Origin of the sequence: Rhizobium sp. 3T7 (assembly GCF_020166565.1) — a bacterium.
GTDB lineage: Bacteria > Pseudomonadota > Alphaproteobacteria > Rhizobiales > Rhizobiaceae > Rhizobium.
Window position 1 is genome coordinate 267,921 of sequence record NZ_JAIQXS010000001.1, and the last position, 15,930, is coordinate 283,850.

Annotated in this window: 14 protein-coding genes and 1 pseudogene; 14 read left to right on the forward strand and 1 reads right to left on the reverse strand. The window is 61.6% G+C overall.

Going from position 1 to position 15,930, the window contains the following annotated elements; all coding sequences use genetic code 11:
• From cobW to K9B32_RS01335, 4 genes and pseudogenes are all read left to right on the forward strand, one after another.
• Positions 1–1,050 (forward strand): cobalamin biosynthesis protein CobW, encoded by a 1,050-nt coding sequence (cobW, locus tag K9B32_RS01320; RefSeq protein WP_224560110.1) that lies wholly within the window; start codon positions 1–3, stop codon positions 1,048–1,050.
• 9 nt (positions 1,051–1,059) lie between these two features.
• Positions 1,060–4,827, forward strand: a complete 3,768-nt coding sequence (cobN, locus tag K9B32_RS01325; RefSeq protein WP_224560111.1) for a cobaltochelatase subunit CobN — start codon at positions 1,060–1,062, stop codon at positions 4,825–4,827.
• 1 nt (position 4,828) lies between these two features.
• The gene (gene cobO / locus K9B32_RS01330) at positions 4,829–5,461 is read left to right on the forward strand and encodes a cob(I)yrinic acid a,c-diamide adenosyltransferase (protein WP_007788375.1); all 633 of its coding nucleotides are present in this window, start codon (positions 4,829–4,831) and stop codon (positions 5,459–5,461) included.
• Positions 5,458–5,643, forward strand: a pseudogene (locus tag K9B32_RS01335) (transporter); the annotation flags it as partial. The gene cobO and the pseudogene K9B32_RS01335, both read left to right, overlap by 4 nt.
• 141 nt (positions 5,644–5,784) lie before the next feature.
• Here K9B32_RS01335 and K9B32_RS01340 read toward each other — a convergent pair.
• Positions 5,785–6,540, reverse strand: a complete 756-nt coding sequence (locus tag K9B32_RS01340; RefSeq protein WP_411969673.1) for a TSUP family transporter — start codon at positions 6,538–6,540, stop codon at positions 5,785–5,787.
• A gap of 128 nt (positions 6,541–6,668) precedes the next feature.
• On the opposite strand from K9B32_RS01340, the gene K9B32_RS01345 reads away from it, so the two are divergent.
• The 10 genes from K9B32_RS01345 to K9B32_RS01390 all read left to right on the forward strand — a co-directional run bounded on the left by K9B32_RS01345 (position 6,669) and on the right by K9B32_RS01390 (position 15,914).
• On the forward strand, positions 6,669–7,088 hold the full coding sequence (locus tag K9B32_RS01345; protein ID WP_224560113.1) for a cobalamin biosynthesis protein: 420 nt from the start codon (positions 6,669–6,671) through the stop codon (positions 7,086–7,088).
• 74 nt (positions 7,089–7,162) lie between these two features.
• The gene (locus K9B32_RS01350; protein ID WP_224560114.1) at positions 7,163–8,113 is read left to right on the forward strand and encodes a nucleoside hydrolase; all 951 of its coding nucleotides are present in this window, start codon (positions 7,163–7,165) and stop codon (positions 8,111–8,113) included.
• A gap of 141 nt (positions 8,114–8,254) precedes the next feature.
• Entirely contained in the window at positions 8,255–9,097 is an 843-nt protein-coding gene (cobA, locus tag K9B32_RS01355; protein WP_224560353.1) for a uroporphyrinogen-III C-methyltransferase, read from the forward strand.
• Positions 9,094–10,401 (forward strand): cobyrinate a,c-diamide synthase, encoded by a 1,308-nt coding sequence (locus K9B32_RS01360; RefSeq protein WP_224560115.1) that lies wholly within the window; start codon positions 9,094–9,096, stop codon positions 10,399–10,401. The genes cobA and K9B32_RS01360 overlap by 4 nt, the downstream gene beginning before the upstream one ends.
• The gene (cobD, locus tag K9B32_RS01365; RefSeq protein WP_224560116.1) at positions 10,398–11,399 is read left to right on the forward strand and encodes a threonine-phosphate decarboxylase CobD; all 1,002 of its coding nucleotides are present in this window, start codon (positions 10,398–10,400) and stop codon (positions 11,397–11,399) included. Before K9B32_RS01360 ends, cobD begins: the two co-directional genes overlap by 4 nt.
• Positions 11,396–12,376, forward strand: a complete 981-nt coding sequence (gene cbiB, locus K9B32_RS01370; protein WP_224560117.1) for an adenosylcobinamide-phosphate synthase CbiB — start codon at positions 11,396–11,398, stop codon at positions 12,374–12,376. Before cobD ends, cbiB begins: the two co-directional genes overlap by 4 nt.
• Before the next feature lie 171 nt (positions 12,377–12,547).
• Positions 12,548–12,826, forward strand: coding sequence for an acyl carrier protein (locus K9B32_RS01375; RefSeq protein WP_007533215.1), 279 nt, complete (start codon positions 12,548–12,550; stop codon positions 12,824–12,826).
• A gap of 114 nt (positions 12,827–12,940) precedes the next feature.
• Positions 12,941–13,423 (forward strand): 3-hydroxyacyl-ACP dehydratase FabZ family protein, encoded by a 483-nt coding sequence (locus K9B32_RS01380; RefSeq protein WP_224560118.1) that lies wholly within the window; start codon positions 12,941–12,943, stop codon positions 13,421–13,423.
• Positions 13,420–14,616, forward strand: a complete 1,197-nt coding sequence (locus K9B32_RS01385; RefSeq protein ID WP_224560119.1) for a beta-ketoacyl-ACP synthase — start codon at positions 13,420–13,422, stop codon at positions 14,614–14,616. Before K9B32_RS01380 ends, K9B32_RS01385 begins: the two co-directional genes overlap by 4 nt.
• Before the next feature lie 11 nt (positions 14,617–14,627).
• The gene (locus K9B32_RS01390; RefSeq protein WP_007788356.1) at positions 14,628–15,914 is read left to right on the forward strand and encodes a beta-ketoacyl-ACP synthase; all 1,287 of its coding nucleotides are present in this window, start codon (positions 14,628–14,630) and stop codon (positions 15,912–15,914) included.
• Positions 15,915–15,930: the final 16 nt, after the last annotated feature.

A 15,930-nucleotide genomic window follows, 5' to 3' on the forward strand; every position in this document is an offset into this window, starting at 1 on the left:
ATGAACCAGCAGAAAATCCCGGCGACCGTGATCACCGGCTTTCTCGGCGCCGGCAAGACGACGATGATCCGCAATCTGCTTTCCAATACGAACGGCAAGAAGATCGCGCTGATTATCAACGAGTTCGGCGATCTCGGCGTCGACGGCGAGGTGCTCAAGGGCTGCGGCGCCGAGAATTGCACCGAGGACGACATCATCGAACTCACCAATGGCTGCATCTGCTGCACGGTTGCCGACGACTTCATTCCGACGATGACGAAGCTTTTGGAACGCGAACAGCGCCCCGACCACATCGTCATCGAAACCTCCGGCCTCGCGCTGCCGCAGCCGCTCGTTGCCGCCTTCAACTGGCCCGATATCCGCACACAGGTCACCGTCGATGGCGTGGTCACCGTAGTCGATAGCGCCGCCGTTGCTGCCGGCCGCTTTGCCGACGACCACGATGCCGTCGAGGCCCGCCGGGTTGAGGACGAGTCGCTCGACCATGAAAGCCCGATCGAGGAGCTTTTCGAGGATCAGCTGACCTGCGCCGATCTGATCGTGCTCAACAAGACCGATCTTCTCGATGCGGCAGGCCTCGGTCGCGTGCGCGACGAGGTCGCTTCCCGTATTGCCCGCAAGCCTGTCATGATCGAGGCGCGCAATGGCGAGGTTCCGGCGAGCGTGCTGCTCGGGCTCGGCGTGGGTACCGAAGACGATGTGATCAACCGCAAGTCCCAACATGAACTCGAGCACGAGGACGGCCTACCGCACGACCACGACGAGTTCGACAGCTTTGTCGTGGAACTCGGCCCCGTTGCCGATCCTGCCGCCTTCGTGGGCGCGTTGAAGTCGATCATCGGCCAGCATGACGTGCTGCGCCTCAAGGGATTCGTCGATGTTCCCGGCAAGCCGATGCGTCTGCAGTTGCAGGCGGTCGGAAGCCGCATCGACCACTATTTCGATCGCGCCTGGGCGCCCGGCGAAGCGCGCGGTACTCGCCTGGTCGTCATCGGCCTGCACGAGATGGACGAAGCGGCAGTTCGCAAGGCGATAGAAGCGCTGGCATAAGGCAGACCAATGCATCTGCTCCTGGCACAGCAGGGAACGATAAGTGACGGCGAGGAGGCGATCGATCTTGGTCAGTCTCCGGGCGATGTCCTCTTTTTGTCGGCGGCCGACACCGAACTTGCTGCAGTGGCGGCCGCGTATGACGAGGCGGCCGCTGGCTTCGGGCTGCGGCTGGCAAGCCTGATGAGCTTGAAGCATCCGATGTCGGTCGACGCCTATATCGAGCGGACGGCCCGGCATGCGAAGCTGATCGTCGTCAGGGCGTTGGGTGGCGCAAGCTATTTCCACTATGCACTCGAGGCGCTTCATGCGGCGGGAGCGCGCCATGGCGCGCTTATCGCCGTGCTGCCGGGAGATTCGAAGCCGGACGCGGGTTTGTCGCCGTTTTCGAATGTTCCGCTTGAAGATTTAAATGCCCTCTGGGCCTATCTCATCGAAGGTGGCGACGCCAATTCACGTGCGTTTCTCGCTTATGCCGGCGCGATGCTTTCAGGAAGTGAAAAGCCCGAAGCGGCATCGCCGCTGATGAAGGCCGGGATCTGGTGGCCGGGCAAGGGCGTCGTTGGTGTCGAGGAGTGGAAAGCGGCATGCGATGAGCGGCTTCGGTTCCTGCAGGGGGCGTCGCATTCGCCTGTCGTTGCAGTCAGCTTTTATCGGGCGCTCGTGCAGAGCGGCGAGACCAGGCCTGTCGAAGCCTTGATCGATACGCTGCTGGCCGAAGGCATCCGGCCGCTGCCGGTGTTTGCCTATAGTCTCAAGGACACGGTGTCGAAGGGCATTCTCGAAAGTGTCTTTGACCTCATCAAACCCGAAGTGGTGATCAACACGACGGGCTTTGCCGTATCTGCGCCGGGCGCGGATCGTGAACCGACCGTGTTGGAAGCCAACGACGCGGTCGTGCTTCAGGCGATCTTTTCGGCTTCATCGCGTCAGGCCTGGGCCACCTCCTCGCAGGGGCTTTCCGCGCGCGATCTTGGAATGAATGTTGCGCTGCCTGAAGTGGACGGACGGGTACTTGCCCGTGCGGTCTCCTTCAAATCCGCGGCTCGCTACGACGCGAGGGTCGAGGCCAACATTGTCGGTAGCGAGCCCGATATCGAGCGGATGCTCTATACGGCCCGGCTTGCTGCTAACTGGGCGACGCTGCGCACGACATCCGCCGGTGACCGGCGCATTGCGCTTGTCATGGCGAACTATCCAAACCGCGATGGGAGGCTTGGCAATGGCGTCGGGCTGGACACGCCTGCGGGCACCGTCGAGGTGCTTAAGGCAATGCGCGCCGCCGGCTATAGAGTGGCGGATGTGCCGGATGATGGCGACGCGCTGATCCGGCGGCTTATGGAAGGCCCGACAAATTCCGGCACGGATGGGAAGCTTGTCCGAGAAGTGCTTTCCTTGAGTCGTTACAAAGCTTTCTTCGCAAGTCTTCCCAAAAAGATTCAGGATGAAATCGGTGCGCGCTGGGGTGCGCCCGAGACCGATCCCTATGTGTTGAACGGCGCTTTTGCGCTGCCGTTCATGCGGCTTGGGGAGGTGCTGGTCGGCATCCAGCCGGCGCGGGGCTACAACATCGATCCGAAGGAAAGCTATCACTCGCCGGATCTCGTGCCGCCGCACGGCTATCTCGCCTTCTACGCTTTCCTTCGCCACGAGTTCGGCGCGCACGCCGTCATCCACATGGGCAAGCACGGCAATCTCGAGTGGCTGCCAGGCAAGGCGCTGGCGCTCTCCGAGAAATGCTATCCGGAAGCCATCCTCGGCCCGATGCCGCATCTCTATCCCTTCATCGTCAATGATCCCGGCGAGGGCACTCAGGCGAAGCGTCGCGCTGGCGCCGTGATCATCGACCATCTGACACCGCCGCTGACACGTGCCGAGAGCTACGGGCCGCTGAAGGATCTGGAGGCGCTGGTCGACGAATACTACGAGGCGTCGGGTGGCGATCCGCGCCGCATTCGGCTTCTCAGCAAGCAGATTCTCGACCTCGTGGCGGACATAGGTCTCGACCGCGATGCCGGTATCAACAAAGGCGAGAGCGAAACCGAAGCGCTGAAGAAGCTCGATGCCTATCTCTGCGACCTCAAGGAGATGCAGATTCGCGATGGCCTGCATGTGTTCGGCGTCTCGCCTCAGGGCCGACTGCTGACCGATCTGACCGTGGCATTGGCTCGGGTCCCGCGGGGCCTCGGCCAGGACGGCGACCGCAGCCTCCAGCGGGCGATTGCCGCAGATATCGGCCTGGATTTCGACCCTCTCGACTGCGACTTGGCCGAGCCTTGGGCCGGGACGCTTCCGGATAGTCTTGCTGATACCACAGACGCGATCTGGCGAACGAACGGCGATACTGTCGAGCGGATCGAACTGCTTGCGGCAAGGCTGGTCGCAGGCGAGTTCGTTTGCCCGGAGGATTGGGAGGCCACAGGCGCGGTGCTTGCGGAGATCGGACTGCGGCTCAAGCCCGCCATTTTGGCCTGCGGGGCTGCCGAGATCGAAGGTCTGCTCCGGGGGCTCGACGGCCGTTTCGTGGCGCCCGGGCCGTCGGGTGCGCCGACGCGAGGACGCCCGGATGTACTGCCGACTGGGCGAAACTTTTACTCGGTCGACAGCCGCGCGGTTCCGACGCCGGCCGCTTACGAGCTAGGGAGGAAGTCCGCCGAATTGCTGATCCGCCGCTATGTGCAGGATCACGGCGAATGGCCGGTGTCCTTCGGACTGACCGCCTGGGGCACCTCGAACATGCGCACCGGCGGCGATGATATTGCACAGGCTCTGGCCCTGATTGGCGTGAAACCGGTCTGGGACATGACCTCGCGGCGCGTCACCGGCTACGAAGTCATTCCGCCGGCGCTGCTGCGCCGCCCGCGTGTCGACGTGACGTTGCGCATTTCCGGCTTTTTCCGAGATGCCTTTCCGGAACAGATCGCGCTGTTCGACAAGGCGATCCGTGCGGTCGGCGCGCTCGACGAGGATCCGGTGGACAATCCGATTGCCGAGCGCATACGCGGAGAGGCGGCGCGGCTCGAGGCTGCCGGTCTGGACGCGACGCAAGCGGGTCGTCGCGCCGGCTATCGTATCTTCGGCTCAAAGCCGGGGGCCTACGGCGCCGGCTTGCAGGCATTGATCGATGAAAAGGGATGGGAGCGTCGCGCCGATCTGGCCGAAGCCTATCTCGTGTGGGGTAGCTATGCTTACGGTGCCGGCGAAGAGGGTCGGGCGGAGCGTGGCGTCTTCGAAGAGCGCCTGCGCTCGATCCAGGCTGTCGTCCAGAACCAGGACAATCGCGAGCACGACCTTCTGGACAGCGACGACTACTACCAGTTCGAGGGCGGGATGGCGGCTGCAGCCGAAATGCTGGCGGGTGATCGGCCATCGATCTACCACAACGATCATTCGAGGCCGGAAAAGCCGGTCATCCGATCGTTGGAAGACGAGATCGGGCGTGTGGTGCGTGGCCGCGTGGTTAATCCGAAGTGGATCGATGGCGTTATGCGCCATGGCTACAAAGGAGCCTTTGAGATCGCTGCGACTGTCGATTATCTTTTCGCCTTTGCCGCGACGACGGGAGCGGTGGGCAATCATCATTTCGAAGCCGTCTATCAGGCCTTCGTGATCGATCCGAAGGTGCGTGATTTCATGGTCGAGAAAAACCCCGCCGCCTTCGACGACATGAAGGAGCGGCTGCTCGAGGCCATCGATCGGCACCTTTGGACGCCGCGAAGCAATTCGGCGCGGTTCGATCTTTCAGACACATTCAAGCTTGCATCCGGGGAAAATTGAGATGACTGCCGAAACCACTGAGCCGACTGGCCACGACGACGCACGCCACGCCGAGAAGATGGCGAAGAAGAAAGCCGCCCGCGACAAGATCATGGCCTCAAAGACCGATGAGAAGGGTCTCATCATCGTCCATACCGGGAAAGGCAAGGGCAAGTCCTCCTCGGCGTTCGGAATGATCTTCCGCCATATCGCGCATGGAAAGCCCTCCGCTGTCGTGCAGTTCATCAAGGGCGCGATGTGGACCGGCGAGCGCGACCTGATCGAGAAGCACTTCTCCGACATCTGCCAGTTCCATACCATGGGCGAGGGCTTCACCTGGGAGACACAGGATCGCGCTCGCGACGTGGCTGCCGCCGGTGCCGCCTGGGAGAAGGCGAAGGAGCTGATCCGCGACGAGCGCAATTCGATGGTGCTACTCGACGAGATCAACATCGCGTTGCGCTACGACTACCTCGATATCAACGAGGTGGTGGAGTTCCTGAAAAACGAGAAGCCGTATATGACTCATGTCGTCCTGACCGGGCGCAACGCCAAGGACGAGCTGATCGAGATCGCCGATCTCGTTACCGAGATGGAGCTGATCAAGCATCCGTTCCGCTCGGGCATCAAGGGGCAGCCGGGCGTGGAGTTCTGATTTTCTGGGCGGTGCTTTCGGCGGCCTTTGCAGCATTGACTGCGATCTTCGCCAAGATCGGCGTCGCTGTCATCAGTTCCGATCTCGCCACCCTGATCCGCACCGTGGTCATCGTTGTCATTATCAGCGCCATTGGCGCTGCAACCGGACAATGGCAGCCTTTCTCCAGCATTTCAGGCAAGGTTGCGTCCGTCTCGTTCCAGGTTGCGATGTTAGCGTTCGGCATCGATCATCTCCTGTTGGCGCCCGGTCTATCCAGGCATCGCGATCATGGAGAGGCGGCGCGGCTCCCTCAATGACGTGGGAGGTAATCGAGTTAAATGTCAGATCTCCAGCCAGAGTCGGATCGGATTGGCGGGATCGGAGAGAAGCTTGATCGTGAAGGCGATGCAGACGGCGACGAGCAGCGGCTTGATCAAACGCGCGCCGGTCCGCATCGCAAGCCGCGAGCCGAGCTGCGCCCCCAGGAACTGGCAGACACCCATCATTAGGCCGATTTTCCAAAGGATTGCGCCAAAGGAAACGAAGATGATGAGGGCGCCTACATTCGAGCCGAAATTCAAGAGCTTGGTGTGCGCCGTTGCCTTCAGCATACCGAAACCGGCAAGAGACACGAAGGACAGCATGAAGAAGGAGCCGGTGCCGGGACCAAAGACACCGTCGTAAAATCCGATGGCCGGCACCAGCGTCAGGCCGAAGACGAAAGGCGTCATGCGGCGATGCTTGTCGACGTCGTTCAGATTTGGCTTCAACGCAAAATACAGCGCGATTGCCACCAGAAGGACCGGCATGATCGCCCGCAGTACGTCACCAGGCACGATCGTCGCCAATGCGGCGCCGAGAGCGCCACCGAGGACCGCCATCAGCGCCATCGGTAGCTGTGTGCGCAGATGAACATGCCCCTTTCGGGCATAGGCGATCGTCGCGGAGGCTGCGCCGAATACCGACTGCACCTTGTTGGTGCCGAGTGTTTGGAGTGGTGGAATACCCGCGATCAGCATTGCCGGGACCGTGATCAGGCCTCCGCCGCCGGCTATGGAATCGACAAATCCAGCGAGGAAGCCGGCTGCGGCCAGCATGAAAAGCAGATTGGGGGCAAGATCGGACAAGGAGGGAAACTCTGGACTGTGGTACGCGGCGCATGTTGCATTTCCCGCCCCATGCTGCAATGGCTTGAGGGGCACAGGGGCGGGTTTCATTGTCGCACATGAGTGGAATTGGATTCGATAAAACGCGCCGGTACGTGATCGGCCTCGGGTGCGAGCGTGGGACGCCGGAGGGTGAGGTTCAGGAGCTTGCCATTGCGGCGTTGGCGGCGGCGGGCATCGACGCTGGCACGCTGGCGGCCGTCGCATCGATCGATACGCGGAGCAATGAATCCGCGATCCTTGGAGTAGCGCGCCACCTTGGCGTACCGCTCTTGTTCTTCGCTGCCGCGCGGCTCGAGGAAGAGACGTCGCGGCTGAAAAATCCTTCGGCGATCGTCTTCGCTCGGGTGGGGTGTCACGGCGTCGCCGAATCGGCGGCGTTGGCCGCGATTGGAACGCATGCGGAGCTCGTTGTCCCGAAGATCAAGTCGCGACGCGCCACCGCAGCGATTGCGTGTGCCCTGTTGCAGAAAGATTAGCGGACGCTATGGTGGCCGCCGACTTCGCGGCGCCGTCCGGCTGCCCTGCGACAATAACGAAAAGAGGCACACTCATGCACAAGGTCATTTATGACACGGATCCGGGCGTCGATGATGCAATGGCGCTGCTCTTCCTGCACCGCCATCCCGAAATCGATCTGATTGGAATCACGACTGTCTTCGGCAACGCATCGGTGGAGACGACGACGCGCAACGCGCTGTTCCTGAAGCGCGAATGGGATATTTCTGCTCCCGTCGCCAAGGGGGCGAGCGTGACGATCGATCCGGAGCGTAGGGAGGGGGCGTGGCCGACCGTCGTGCATGGCGAGAACGGCCTCGGCAACATCGAGGTGCCCGAAACGGTCGGTCTGCCGCTCGATCCGCGTCCTGCGCACCGCTTCATCATCGATACCGTCCGCGCCAATCCGGGCGAGGTCCGCGTGGTTGCCGTCGGTCGCATGACCAACCTGGCGATGGCGCTCAGGGAGGATCCGGAGATTGCCGGTCTCGTCAAGGACGTCGTCATCATGGGTGGCAACTTCTATGTTCCAGGCAACGTGTCGCCGGTCGCGGAAGCCAACATCCATGGCGATCCGGAAGCGGCCGACATCGTCCTCACCGCGCCTTGGAAGGTTGCCGTCATTGGCCTCGACGTGACTGCGACCACGACGATGAGCCGCAGCTACCTCGCCGAGGTTGCGGCCAAGGGCGACAGCGCCGTCAAGCTGCTGAATGATCTTTCGCAGGACTATATCGATTTCTACAAGCACGCCGTCGAGGACGGCATGATGGTTCACGACAGCTGCGCTTGCGTCTACATCGTCGCACCCGAGCTGTTCTCGACCATCCGCGGTCCGGTGCGCGTGGTTTGCGGCGGGATTGCCGATGGACAGACGATCGTGAAACCGGACGGCCGCCGGTTCCCGCCAGGCAATTGGGATGGCCTGCCGAGCCAGATCGTCTGCACCGGCATCGACTCCGAAAAGGTGATCGATCTCATACGCGATACACTTTTGCGCGCGTGAGAACCTGTGGCCGGCCGAGCGCGGATCTTTGTTGCGTCCGTGGGCCAGCAGAGGGGTTGGAGAGGGTGTGCCTTTTCACATCTTTCTCGTGGCCCGATCAGCGGCGTTGACCTTGCCACCGGCGGAGCATAGATCATGCCAATGATCGAAGCTGCGTTTTCACATCTGCCGGCTCTTGAGCCGGGCAGCGTCTGGCTTGTTGGCGCAGGTCCGGGCGAGCCCGGATTGCTGACGCTTCTTGCAGCCAAGGGTCTGGCAGAGGCGGACGTGGTGGTTCACGATGCGCTGGTGAACGCCGACTGCCTGAAGCTCGCACGGCCCGACGCCCTGCTGGAATATGCCGGAAAGCGTGGTGGTAAGCCGTCCGCCAAGCAGCGGGACATTTCGTTGCGGCTTGTCGAACTCGCTCGTGCCGGAAAGCGCGTCCTGCGTCTCAAGGGCGGCGATCCCTTTGTCTTCGGACGTGGCGGCGAGGAAGCGTTGACGCTGGTCGAGCACAATGTTCCGTTTCGCATCGTTCCGGGCATCACCGCCGGCATCGGCGGATTGGCCTATGCCGGCATTCCGGTCACGCACAGGGATGTCAACCATGCGGTGACATTCCTCACGGGGCATGACTCTTCGGGCATCGTGCCGGATGCCATCAATTGGGAAGCCATTGGCAAAGCCTCGCCTGTAATCGTCATGTATATGGCGATGAAACATATCGCGCAGATCAGCAGGAATCTCATCGCAGCGGGGCGCTCCCCCGAAGAGCCGGTCGCCTTCGTCTGCAACGCGTCGACGGGCGATCAGCAGGTACTTGAGACGACACTTGGCGAGGCACCTGCAGCTGTTGCGGCGTCGGGGCTCGAGCCGCCGGCAATCGTCGTGGTCGGGGAGGTGGTGCGGCTCAGGCAGTCGCTCGACTGGCTGGGTGCGCTCGCAGGACGCAGGTTGCGCCTTGATCCGTTCCGGGACTCGAACAGTAGGGAGACGGCATGAGCGGTTTGTTGATTGCAGCCCCTTCCTCCGGATCGGGCAAGACGACGGTTACGCTGGGACTTCTGCGCGCGCTTCGCAAGCGCGGTATCGCGATCGCCCCCGGAAAGGCGGGCCCCGACTATATCGACCCTGCCTTTCATTCGGCGGCGAGCGGCGTTGCCTGTCTCAACTTCGATCCTTGGGCGATGCGCCCGGAATTGATCTCCGCCAATGCGACCTTGCATCGCTCCGGCGACCGCATCCTTGTCATCGAGGCGATGATGGGGCTTTTCGACGGTGCGACAGACGGGAAGGGAACCGCAGCGGACCTTGCCGCCATGCTAGGTCTTTCCGTGGTGCTCGTCGTCGACGCCTCGCATATGTCGCAGTCGGTGGCGGCACTGGTGACAGGATTCGCGGGCTTCCGGGCCGATGTGCGCATCGCCGGCGTGATCCTCAACAAGGTTGGCGGCGAGCGCCATGAGATGATGCTTCGCAAGGCGCTCGAAGCGATCCGCATGCCGATCGTCGCCGTCGTCCGCCGTGACAATGACATTGCTCTTCCCGAAAGGCATCTCGGTCTTGTCCAAGCAGGAGAGCATCAGGCGCTCGAGAGTTTCATTGAACATGCAGCGGATGCCGTATCCGAAGAATGCAATTTCGAATTCCTGTTACGCATTGCTCGCCAGGGGCTCAACCGTCCGTCTCCCGCAAACATCGCCCGGTTGCCGCCGCTCGGCACTAGGATCGCCGTGGCCCGCGACATCGCCTTTGCTTTTTCCTACGAGCACATGCTTCTCGGTTGGCGTCGGCGTGGTGCGGAAATCACCTTTTTCTCACCGCTTGCCGATGAGGCCCCGGATCCGACGGCGGACGCGATCTATCTTCCGGGCGGCTATCCTGAACTGCATCCGGGGCGGATCGCCGCTGCGCGCAATTTCAGGGCAAAGCTTATCGATGCAGCAGGCAAGGGCGTGCGAATCTACGGTGAGTGCGGCGGATACATGGTTCTCGGCGAAGGGCTGGTCGACGGCACCGGCAAGCGTCACGAGATGCTCGGCCTGTTGCCTGTCGTCACGAGTTACGAGGAGCGCAAACGTCACCTTGGCTATCGGCGCGTGAAACCGCTGAGCGCTGCCTACTTCGAACAGCCCATGACGGCACACGAGTTTCATTATTCGGCGGTGGTTTCCGAGGGGGCGGCCGATCGCCTCTTTCAGGTGACGGACGCGTTGGGCAACGACCTCGGGCGAGCGGGCCTCCAGCGTGGGCAGATCGCCGGATCTTACATGCACCTGATCGACCTTGCCGAGGTGACTGGATGAACGCCCCGATCGTTCACGGAGGCGGCATCACGGCTGCGGCCGCTATCTACGGCGGCGAGTTAGAGCATTGGCTTGATCTTTCGACGGGGATCAATCCGTGCCCGGTTCCGCTGCCCGATGTCCCGATACGCGCCTGGCACCGTCTGCCTGACAGAGACCTAATCGATCGAGCGCGCGCCGCGGCGCAGAGCTATTATCGCAGCGGCGACATCCTCCCACTTCCTGTTCCTGGCACGCAATCCGCCATCCAGTTATTGCCGCGGCTCTTTGAGGTTGCCGGGCGGGTCGCAATTCTGGCTCCGACTTACGGTGAGTATGAGCGCGCCTTCAAGATGGCAGGTCATTCTGTTGATCTGGTCGCCGGTTTGGATGACGTCAGAGCGGATCACGCAATTGTCGTCATCGTCAATCCGAACAACCCCGATGGTCGTGCCTACGCTCCGGAAAGGCTCGTCGCATTCAGCGAAGAGATGAAGGCCAGGGGAGGTGTTGTCGTTGTGGATGAAGCCTTCGGGGATGCAGGCCCTCAGCTGAGCCTGGCACCCTTTGCCTCACGGCTGCCGAATGTCCTCATTTTCCGTTCGTTTGGCAAGTTCTTTGGACTGGCAGGGTTGCGCCTGGGGTTTGCCGTGGCTGTGCAGCCGATCATGAAGCGCATCGAAGAGCTGTCTGGGCCATGGGCGGTGTCAGGTCCGGCGCTTTCGATCGCAACAGACCTTTTCGCATCGGATGTCGCCCCGATACAGCGTCGGCTATCGGAAAGGTCCGGCGCGCTGCGCACAGTTCTCAGGCAAGGCAGTCTACGCATCGTCGGCGGGACTGATCTCTTTGCCCTTGTCGACCACGACCAGGCGGCCGAATTGCACCGGCATTTCTGCCAGCATCATATTCTGGTCCGCAAATTCGATTATGAGCCACGCTGGTTGCGTTTCGGTCTCGCCGCCGATGCGGCTGGCGACCAGCGGCTTTCCGATGCCCTGCAGAGTTACACATCATGATGCTTGACCATAACCTTCTCGTGCTGGTTCTGGCCCTTTTGCTGGACAGGATCGTCGGTGATCCGGATGCTCTCTGGATGCGGCTGCAGCATCCGGTCGTGCTGTTTGGAAACACGATCTCCCGTGTCGACCAGATGTTCAATCGTGATGAGCTCCACAAGCGTGAACGCCGGCGCAACGGCGTCTGGTCGATCGCCGGTCTCTTGATCTTCAGTGCCGTCGCCGGTCTTGTGCTGCATTGGTTCTTCTCGCTGTTCGGTCTGGCCGGGATCCTCTTGGAAGTCATTTGCGTTGCCGTCTTCATGGCGCAGAAGAGCCTTGCCGATCATGTGGAGGCCGTTGCCGCAGGACTGAAAACCGGAGGCATCAGTGGTGGCCGGCTGGCCGTTTCGCGAATCGTGGGGCGTGATCCGGAAACACTCGACGAGCCCGCCGTCTGCCGTGCCGCGATCGAGAGCCTGGCCGAGAATTTCTCAGATGGTGTGGTTGCGCCAGCCCTATGGTACACCGTTTTCGGCTTGCCCGGCCTCTTCGCCTACAAGATGCTGAACACGGCGGATTCAATGATCGGCCACAAGTCCGACAGATATGCCGATTTCGGCTGGGCTGCGGCGCGACTGGATGACTTCGCCAACTGGCCGGCAGCGCGCTTTTCGATTCTGTTGATCGCTGCCGGAGCCTGGTTGCGTCGGGGGCGCACCGCCTTTCAGGAGGCGATGCGCGTTGCGGCCCGCGACGGCGGCCTGCATCGCTCGCCGAATTCCGGGCGGCCAGAGGCGGCGATGGCCGGGGCTCTGAATGTGCAACTCGCCGGGCCGCGCGTCTATTCCGGGGTTGTCGTCATGGAGCCGATGATCAACGGCGGCGGGCGCGATACGGCAACTGTGGTCGATATCGAAGATGGTGTCTCGGTCTTTTATGCCAGCTGCTCGATCCTTGCTGCCACTGCGCTCGTTCTTTTCCTGCTCCTGCTCTAGGCCCGAACGGGAAGAGTTTCGCTAACGCGCCGTGGTAAACGCGTCGTTAAGCTTTGCTGTTTAGGCAACACTGATCCTGCAAATTGCGTGCCGAGACGGCGGAAAGCATTGGCTTTTTGAAATGGATTTGCCTATGAGGAGGGTTAAATCGTCATTTCAAGAGGTAAAGGCGTGACCGCTACATTCGATAAAGTTGCCGACATCATTGCAGAAACCAGCGAGATCGATCGTGATACGATCAAGCCGGAGAGCCATACGATTGACGACCTCGGTATCGACAGCCTCGACTTCCTTGATATCGTCTTTGCGATCGACAAGGAATTCGGCATCAAGATCCCGCTCGAGAAGTGGACTCAGGAAGTCAACGAAGGCAAGGTTTCCACGGAAGAATATTTCGTTCTGAAGAACCTCTGTGCCAAGATCGACGAGTTGCGCGCCGCCAAGGCCTGATTGGCACCGTCATCTTTTTCTCCGCCCTGCCGCTGTTAACCATGGCGGCCGGGCGGTTTCGTTCCTAAGTAGGCCTAGCCTCAGGGCGAGGTGCCCTTGTGGCCGGAGGATTCGATGCTACTGGAATACTTCCAGATGATTGACCGCATCGAGGCGGTCGACCTTCATAAGGGGACGCTGAAGGCGCGCTCGATCGTGCCGGCGAAAAGCCCGGTCTTCGAAGGTCATTTTCCCGGTATGCCGCTGGTTCCCGGCGTGCTGCTGATCGAAACGATGGCGCAGGCATCCGGCATGCTCGTGCTGGCGGCAACTGATTTTGCTGCAATGCCGTTCCTGATGTCCGTCGACGGCGCCAAGATGCGTACCTTCGTCGAACCGGAGGCGGTGCTGGACATCGAGGCATTTCTGGAGCACGACGGCTCTGGATTTGCGGTAACCAAGGCGAAGATCACAAGCGGCGGCAAGAAGGTTTGCGACGCGCAGCTGAAGCTGCGGACCATGCCTTTCAGCGAGGTTCCGCTCGGGGAGATCGTCAAGAAGCGGGCCGGGGAAGTTGGCCTGATGGATGCGATTGCTGCGCAGGGAGTGAATGGATGAGCAAGGCTCACAATGATGTCGTGATCACGGGCGTCGGCATTGTAACGTGTCAGGGCGTCGGCAAGGAGCCGCATATCGCGCTGCTCAATGCCGAAGGTGCGCCGCAGACAGTGGTCGAGCTTGAGAAGTTCAAGCCGTATCCGGTTCATCCGCTTCCGGAGATCGACTGGTCGCAGCAGATCGCCAAGCGAGGCGATCAGCGGCAGATGGAAAACTGGCAGCGCATCGGTGTTTTCGCAGCCGGCCTTGCCCTCGATGACGCCGGCTTCAAGGACGATGCGGAAGCCTGCGGCTCCATGGATATGATCGTCGCGGCTGGCGGCGGCGAGCGTGACATTAACGTCGATACGCTGATCGTCGACGAGGGCCTGAAGCGCAACGACCGTGAGGTTCTCCTGAACGAGAAGCTGACGACGGAGCTGCGTCCGACGCTCTTTCTGGCGCAGTTGTCCAATCTGCTCGCCGGCAACATTTCCATCGTTCACAAGGTAACGGGCTCTTCGCGAACCTTCATGGGTGAGGAATCTGCAGGCATTTCTGCTGTTGAAGCGGCCTTCTATCGCATCAAGTCGGGTGAATCGACGCACGCCCTGGTTGGCGGAGCCTTCTCGGCGGAGCGTCTGGACATGGTGCTCTTGTTCGAAGCGATCAACGTCCACAGCCGCAACGAATGGCAGCCGCTCTGGTCGCGCGATCAGGGCGGTGTCATTTCCGGCTCCCTCGGCGCATTCCTCGTTCTGGAGTCGCGCGCCCATGCTGAGGCACGCGGCGCGCATATCTACGCGTCGATGTCTTCCATCGAAGGCGATCGTGGCAATCGCAACCCCGGCAGTCTCGAGAAGCGCCTCGAGCGATTGCTGGCAGCCGCAGTCGACGTTTCGCCGGAAAGCACGGCGATCTTCTCCGGCTCGACAGGCATTCCCGACTTGGCCGGGCGCGAAAAGGCCGTTCTCGAACGTCATCTGCCAGGCGCGGCTATCCGCGGTTTCGGCGGTGTGACCGGCCATGGACTTGAGGCGCATTTCACGCTCGGTCTGGCGCTGGCGGCATTGGCGGTCGACAGCAAGGCGAAGGTCCCGGTCTTCGACCCAACCCACGAAAAGCCGATGGGCGCCGCGACCAAGGCAGCCATCGTTACGACAGTCGGTCATCAGCGCGGCGAAGGTGTCGCGGTTCTTGCCGCGGAAGCGTGAGGAGTGTGCAAATGAAAGATTCGGCTTACAAGGATCATCTCGGCCGCCCGATCGTCGCAGTGACGGGTGTCGGTATCATTACCTCGCTGGGGCAGGGCCTGAAGGACAACTGGTCGGCACTGACGGCCGGTACCTCAGGCATTCATGCGATCAATCGCTTTCCGACCGAGGGGCTTTCGACCCGTATCGCTGGCACCGTCGATTTCATCGACATTCCGGTCGCAAACGCCGTCGAACGCTCCTATGCGTTCGCCCGGGAAACCACGATCGAAGCGCTCGCCGATGCTGGCATCAGCGGTGATTTTGATGGACCGCTGTTCCTGGCTGCGCCGCCGATCGAACCGGAATGGAGTGCGCGTTTCGAACTCGCAGACCGTTCGCCGCCGGCCGACCACGCCGGAGACGCCTATGACCGGTTCCTCGCTGCGATGCGCCAGCGGCCGGATGCTGCTTTCCACGAGGCATCGCTGTTTGGTGCAATTTCCGAACGCCTTGCTGATCGCTTCGGCACGCGCGGCCTGCCGGTGACGCTGTCGACCGCCTGCGCATCGGGCGCGACTGCGATCCAGCTCGGCATCGAAGCAATCCGCCAGGGCCGCACGTCGCGGGCGCTTGCTGTGGCGACCGACGGCTCGGTAAGCGCAGAGGCACTCATCCGCTTCTCGCTGCTTTCGGCTCTCTCCACACAGAACGATCCGCCGACCAAGGCCTCCAAGCCGTTCAGCAAGGATCGCGACGGCTTCGTTATCGCCGAAGGTGCCGCTACCCTGGTGCTGGAGTCGCTCGAGGCGGCTGTTGCGCGGGGCGCGAAAGTTCTCGGCATCATGAAGGGCGCTGGCGAAAAGGCTGACTCCTTCCATCGTACCCGTTCATCTCCGGATGGCGGACCGGCGATCGCGACGATCCGCGCCGCGTTGGCCGATGCCGGCATGGGAGAGGGCGATATTGGCTACATCAACGCCCACGGCACCTCGACGCCTGAAAACGACAAAATGGAATATGCCTCCATGCTGGCCGTGTTCGGCGAGCGGATGGCATCCATTCCATTGTCGTCGAACAAATCGATGATCGGCCACACGCTGACGGCCGCCGGCGCGGTGGAAGCGGTCTTCTCGCTGCAGACGATGCTGACGGGCACGCTGCCACCGACGATCAACTACACCAACCCCGATCCCTCGATCGTTATCGACGTGGTGCCGAACAAGAAGCGGGAGAGCCAGGTCAGTGCCGTGCTTTCCAATTCCTTCGGCTTCGGCGGGCAGAACGCCAGCCTTGTCATGGCGCTCGAACCGGCTTAATCGGTTCGCGACAAAA

What these genes read in the sequence shown, in the direction of transcription:
- cobW (WP_224560110.1), top strand. Translation starts at nt 1, where the DNA reads ATGAACCAGCAGAAAATCCCGGCGACCGTGATCACCGGCTTTCTCGGC.
- cobN (WP_224560111.1), top strand. Translation starts at nt 1,060, where the DNA reads ATGCATCTGCTCCTGGCACAGCAGGGAACGATAAGTGACGGCGAGGAG.
- cobO (WP_007788375.1), top strand. Translation starts at nt 4,829, where the DNA reads ATGACTGCCGAAACCACTGAGCCGACTGGCCACGACGACGCACGCCAC.
- K9B32_RS01340 (WP_411969673.1), bottom strand. Translation starts at nt 6,540, where the DNA reads ATGCTGGCCGCAGCCGGCTTCCTCGCTGGATTTGTCGATTCCATAGCC.
- K9B32_RS01345 (WP_224560113.1), top strand. Translation starts at nt 6,669, where the DNA reads ATGAGTGGAATTGGATTCGATAAAACGCGCCGGTACGTGATCGGCCTC.
- K9B32_RS01350 (WP_224560114.1), top strand. Translation starts at nt 7,163, where the DNA reads ATGCACAAGGTCATTTATGACACGGATCCGGGCGTCGATGATGCAATG.
- cobA (WP_224560353.1), top strand. Translation starts at nt 8,255, where the DNA reads ATGATCGAAGCTGCGTTTTCACATCTGCCGGCTCTTGAGCCGGGCAGC.
- K9B32_RS01360 (WP_224560115.1), top strand. Translation starts at nt 9,094, where the DNA reads ATGAGCGGTTTGTTGATTGCAGCCCCTTCCTCCGGATCGGGCAAGACG.
- cobD (WP_224560116.1), top strand. Translation starts at nt 10,398, where the DNA reads ATGAACGCCCCGATCGTTCACGGAGGCGGCATCACGGCTGCGGCCGCT.
- cbiB (WP_224560117.1), top strand. Translation starts at nt 11,396, where the DNA reads ATGATGCTTGACCATAACCTTCTCGTGCTGGTTCTGGCCCTTTTGCTG.
- K9B32_RS01380 (WP_224560118.1), top strand. Translation starts at nt 12,941, where the DNA reads ATGCTACTGGAATACTTCCAGATGATTGACCGCATCGAGGCGGTCGAC.
- K9B32_RS01385 (WP_224560119.1), top strand. Translation starts at nt 13,420, where the DNA reads ATGAGCAAGGCTCACAATGATGTCGTGATCACGGGCGTCGGCATTGTA.
- K9B32_RS01390 (WP_007788356.1), top strand. Translation starts at nt 14,628, where the DNA reads ATGAAAGATTCGGCTTACAAGGATCATCTCGGCCGCCCGATCGTCGCA.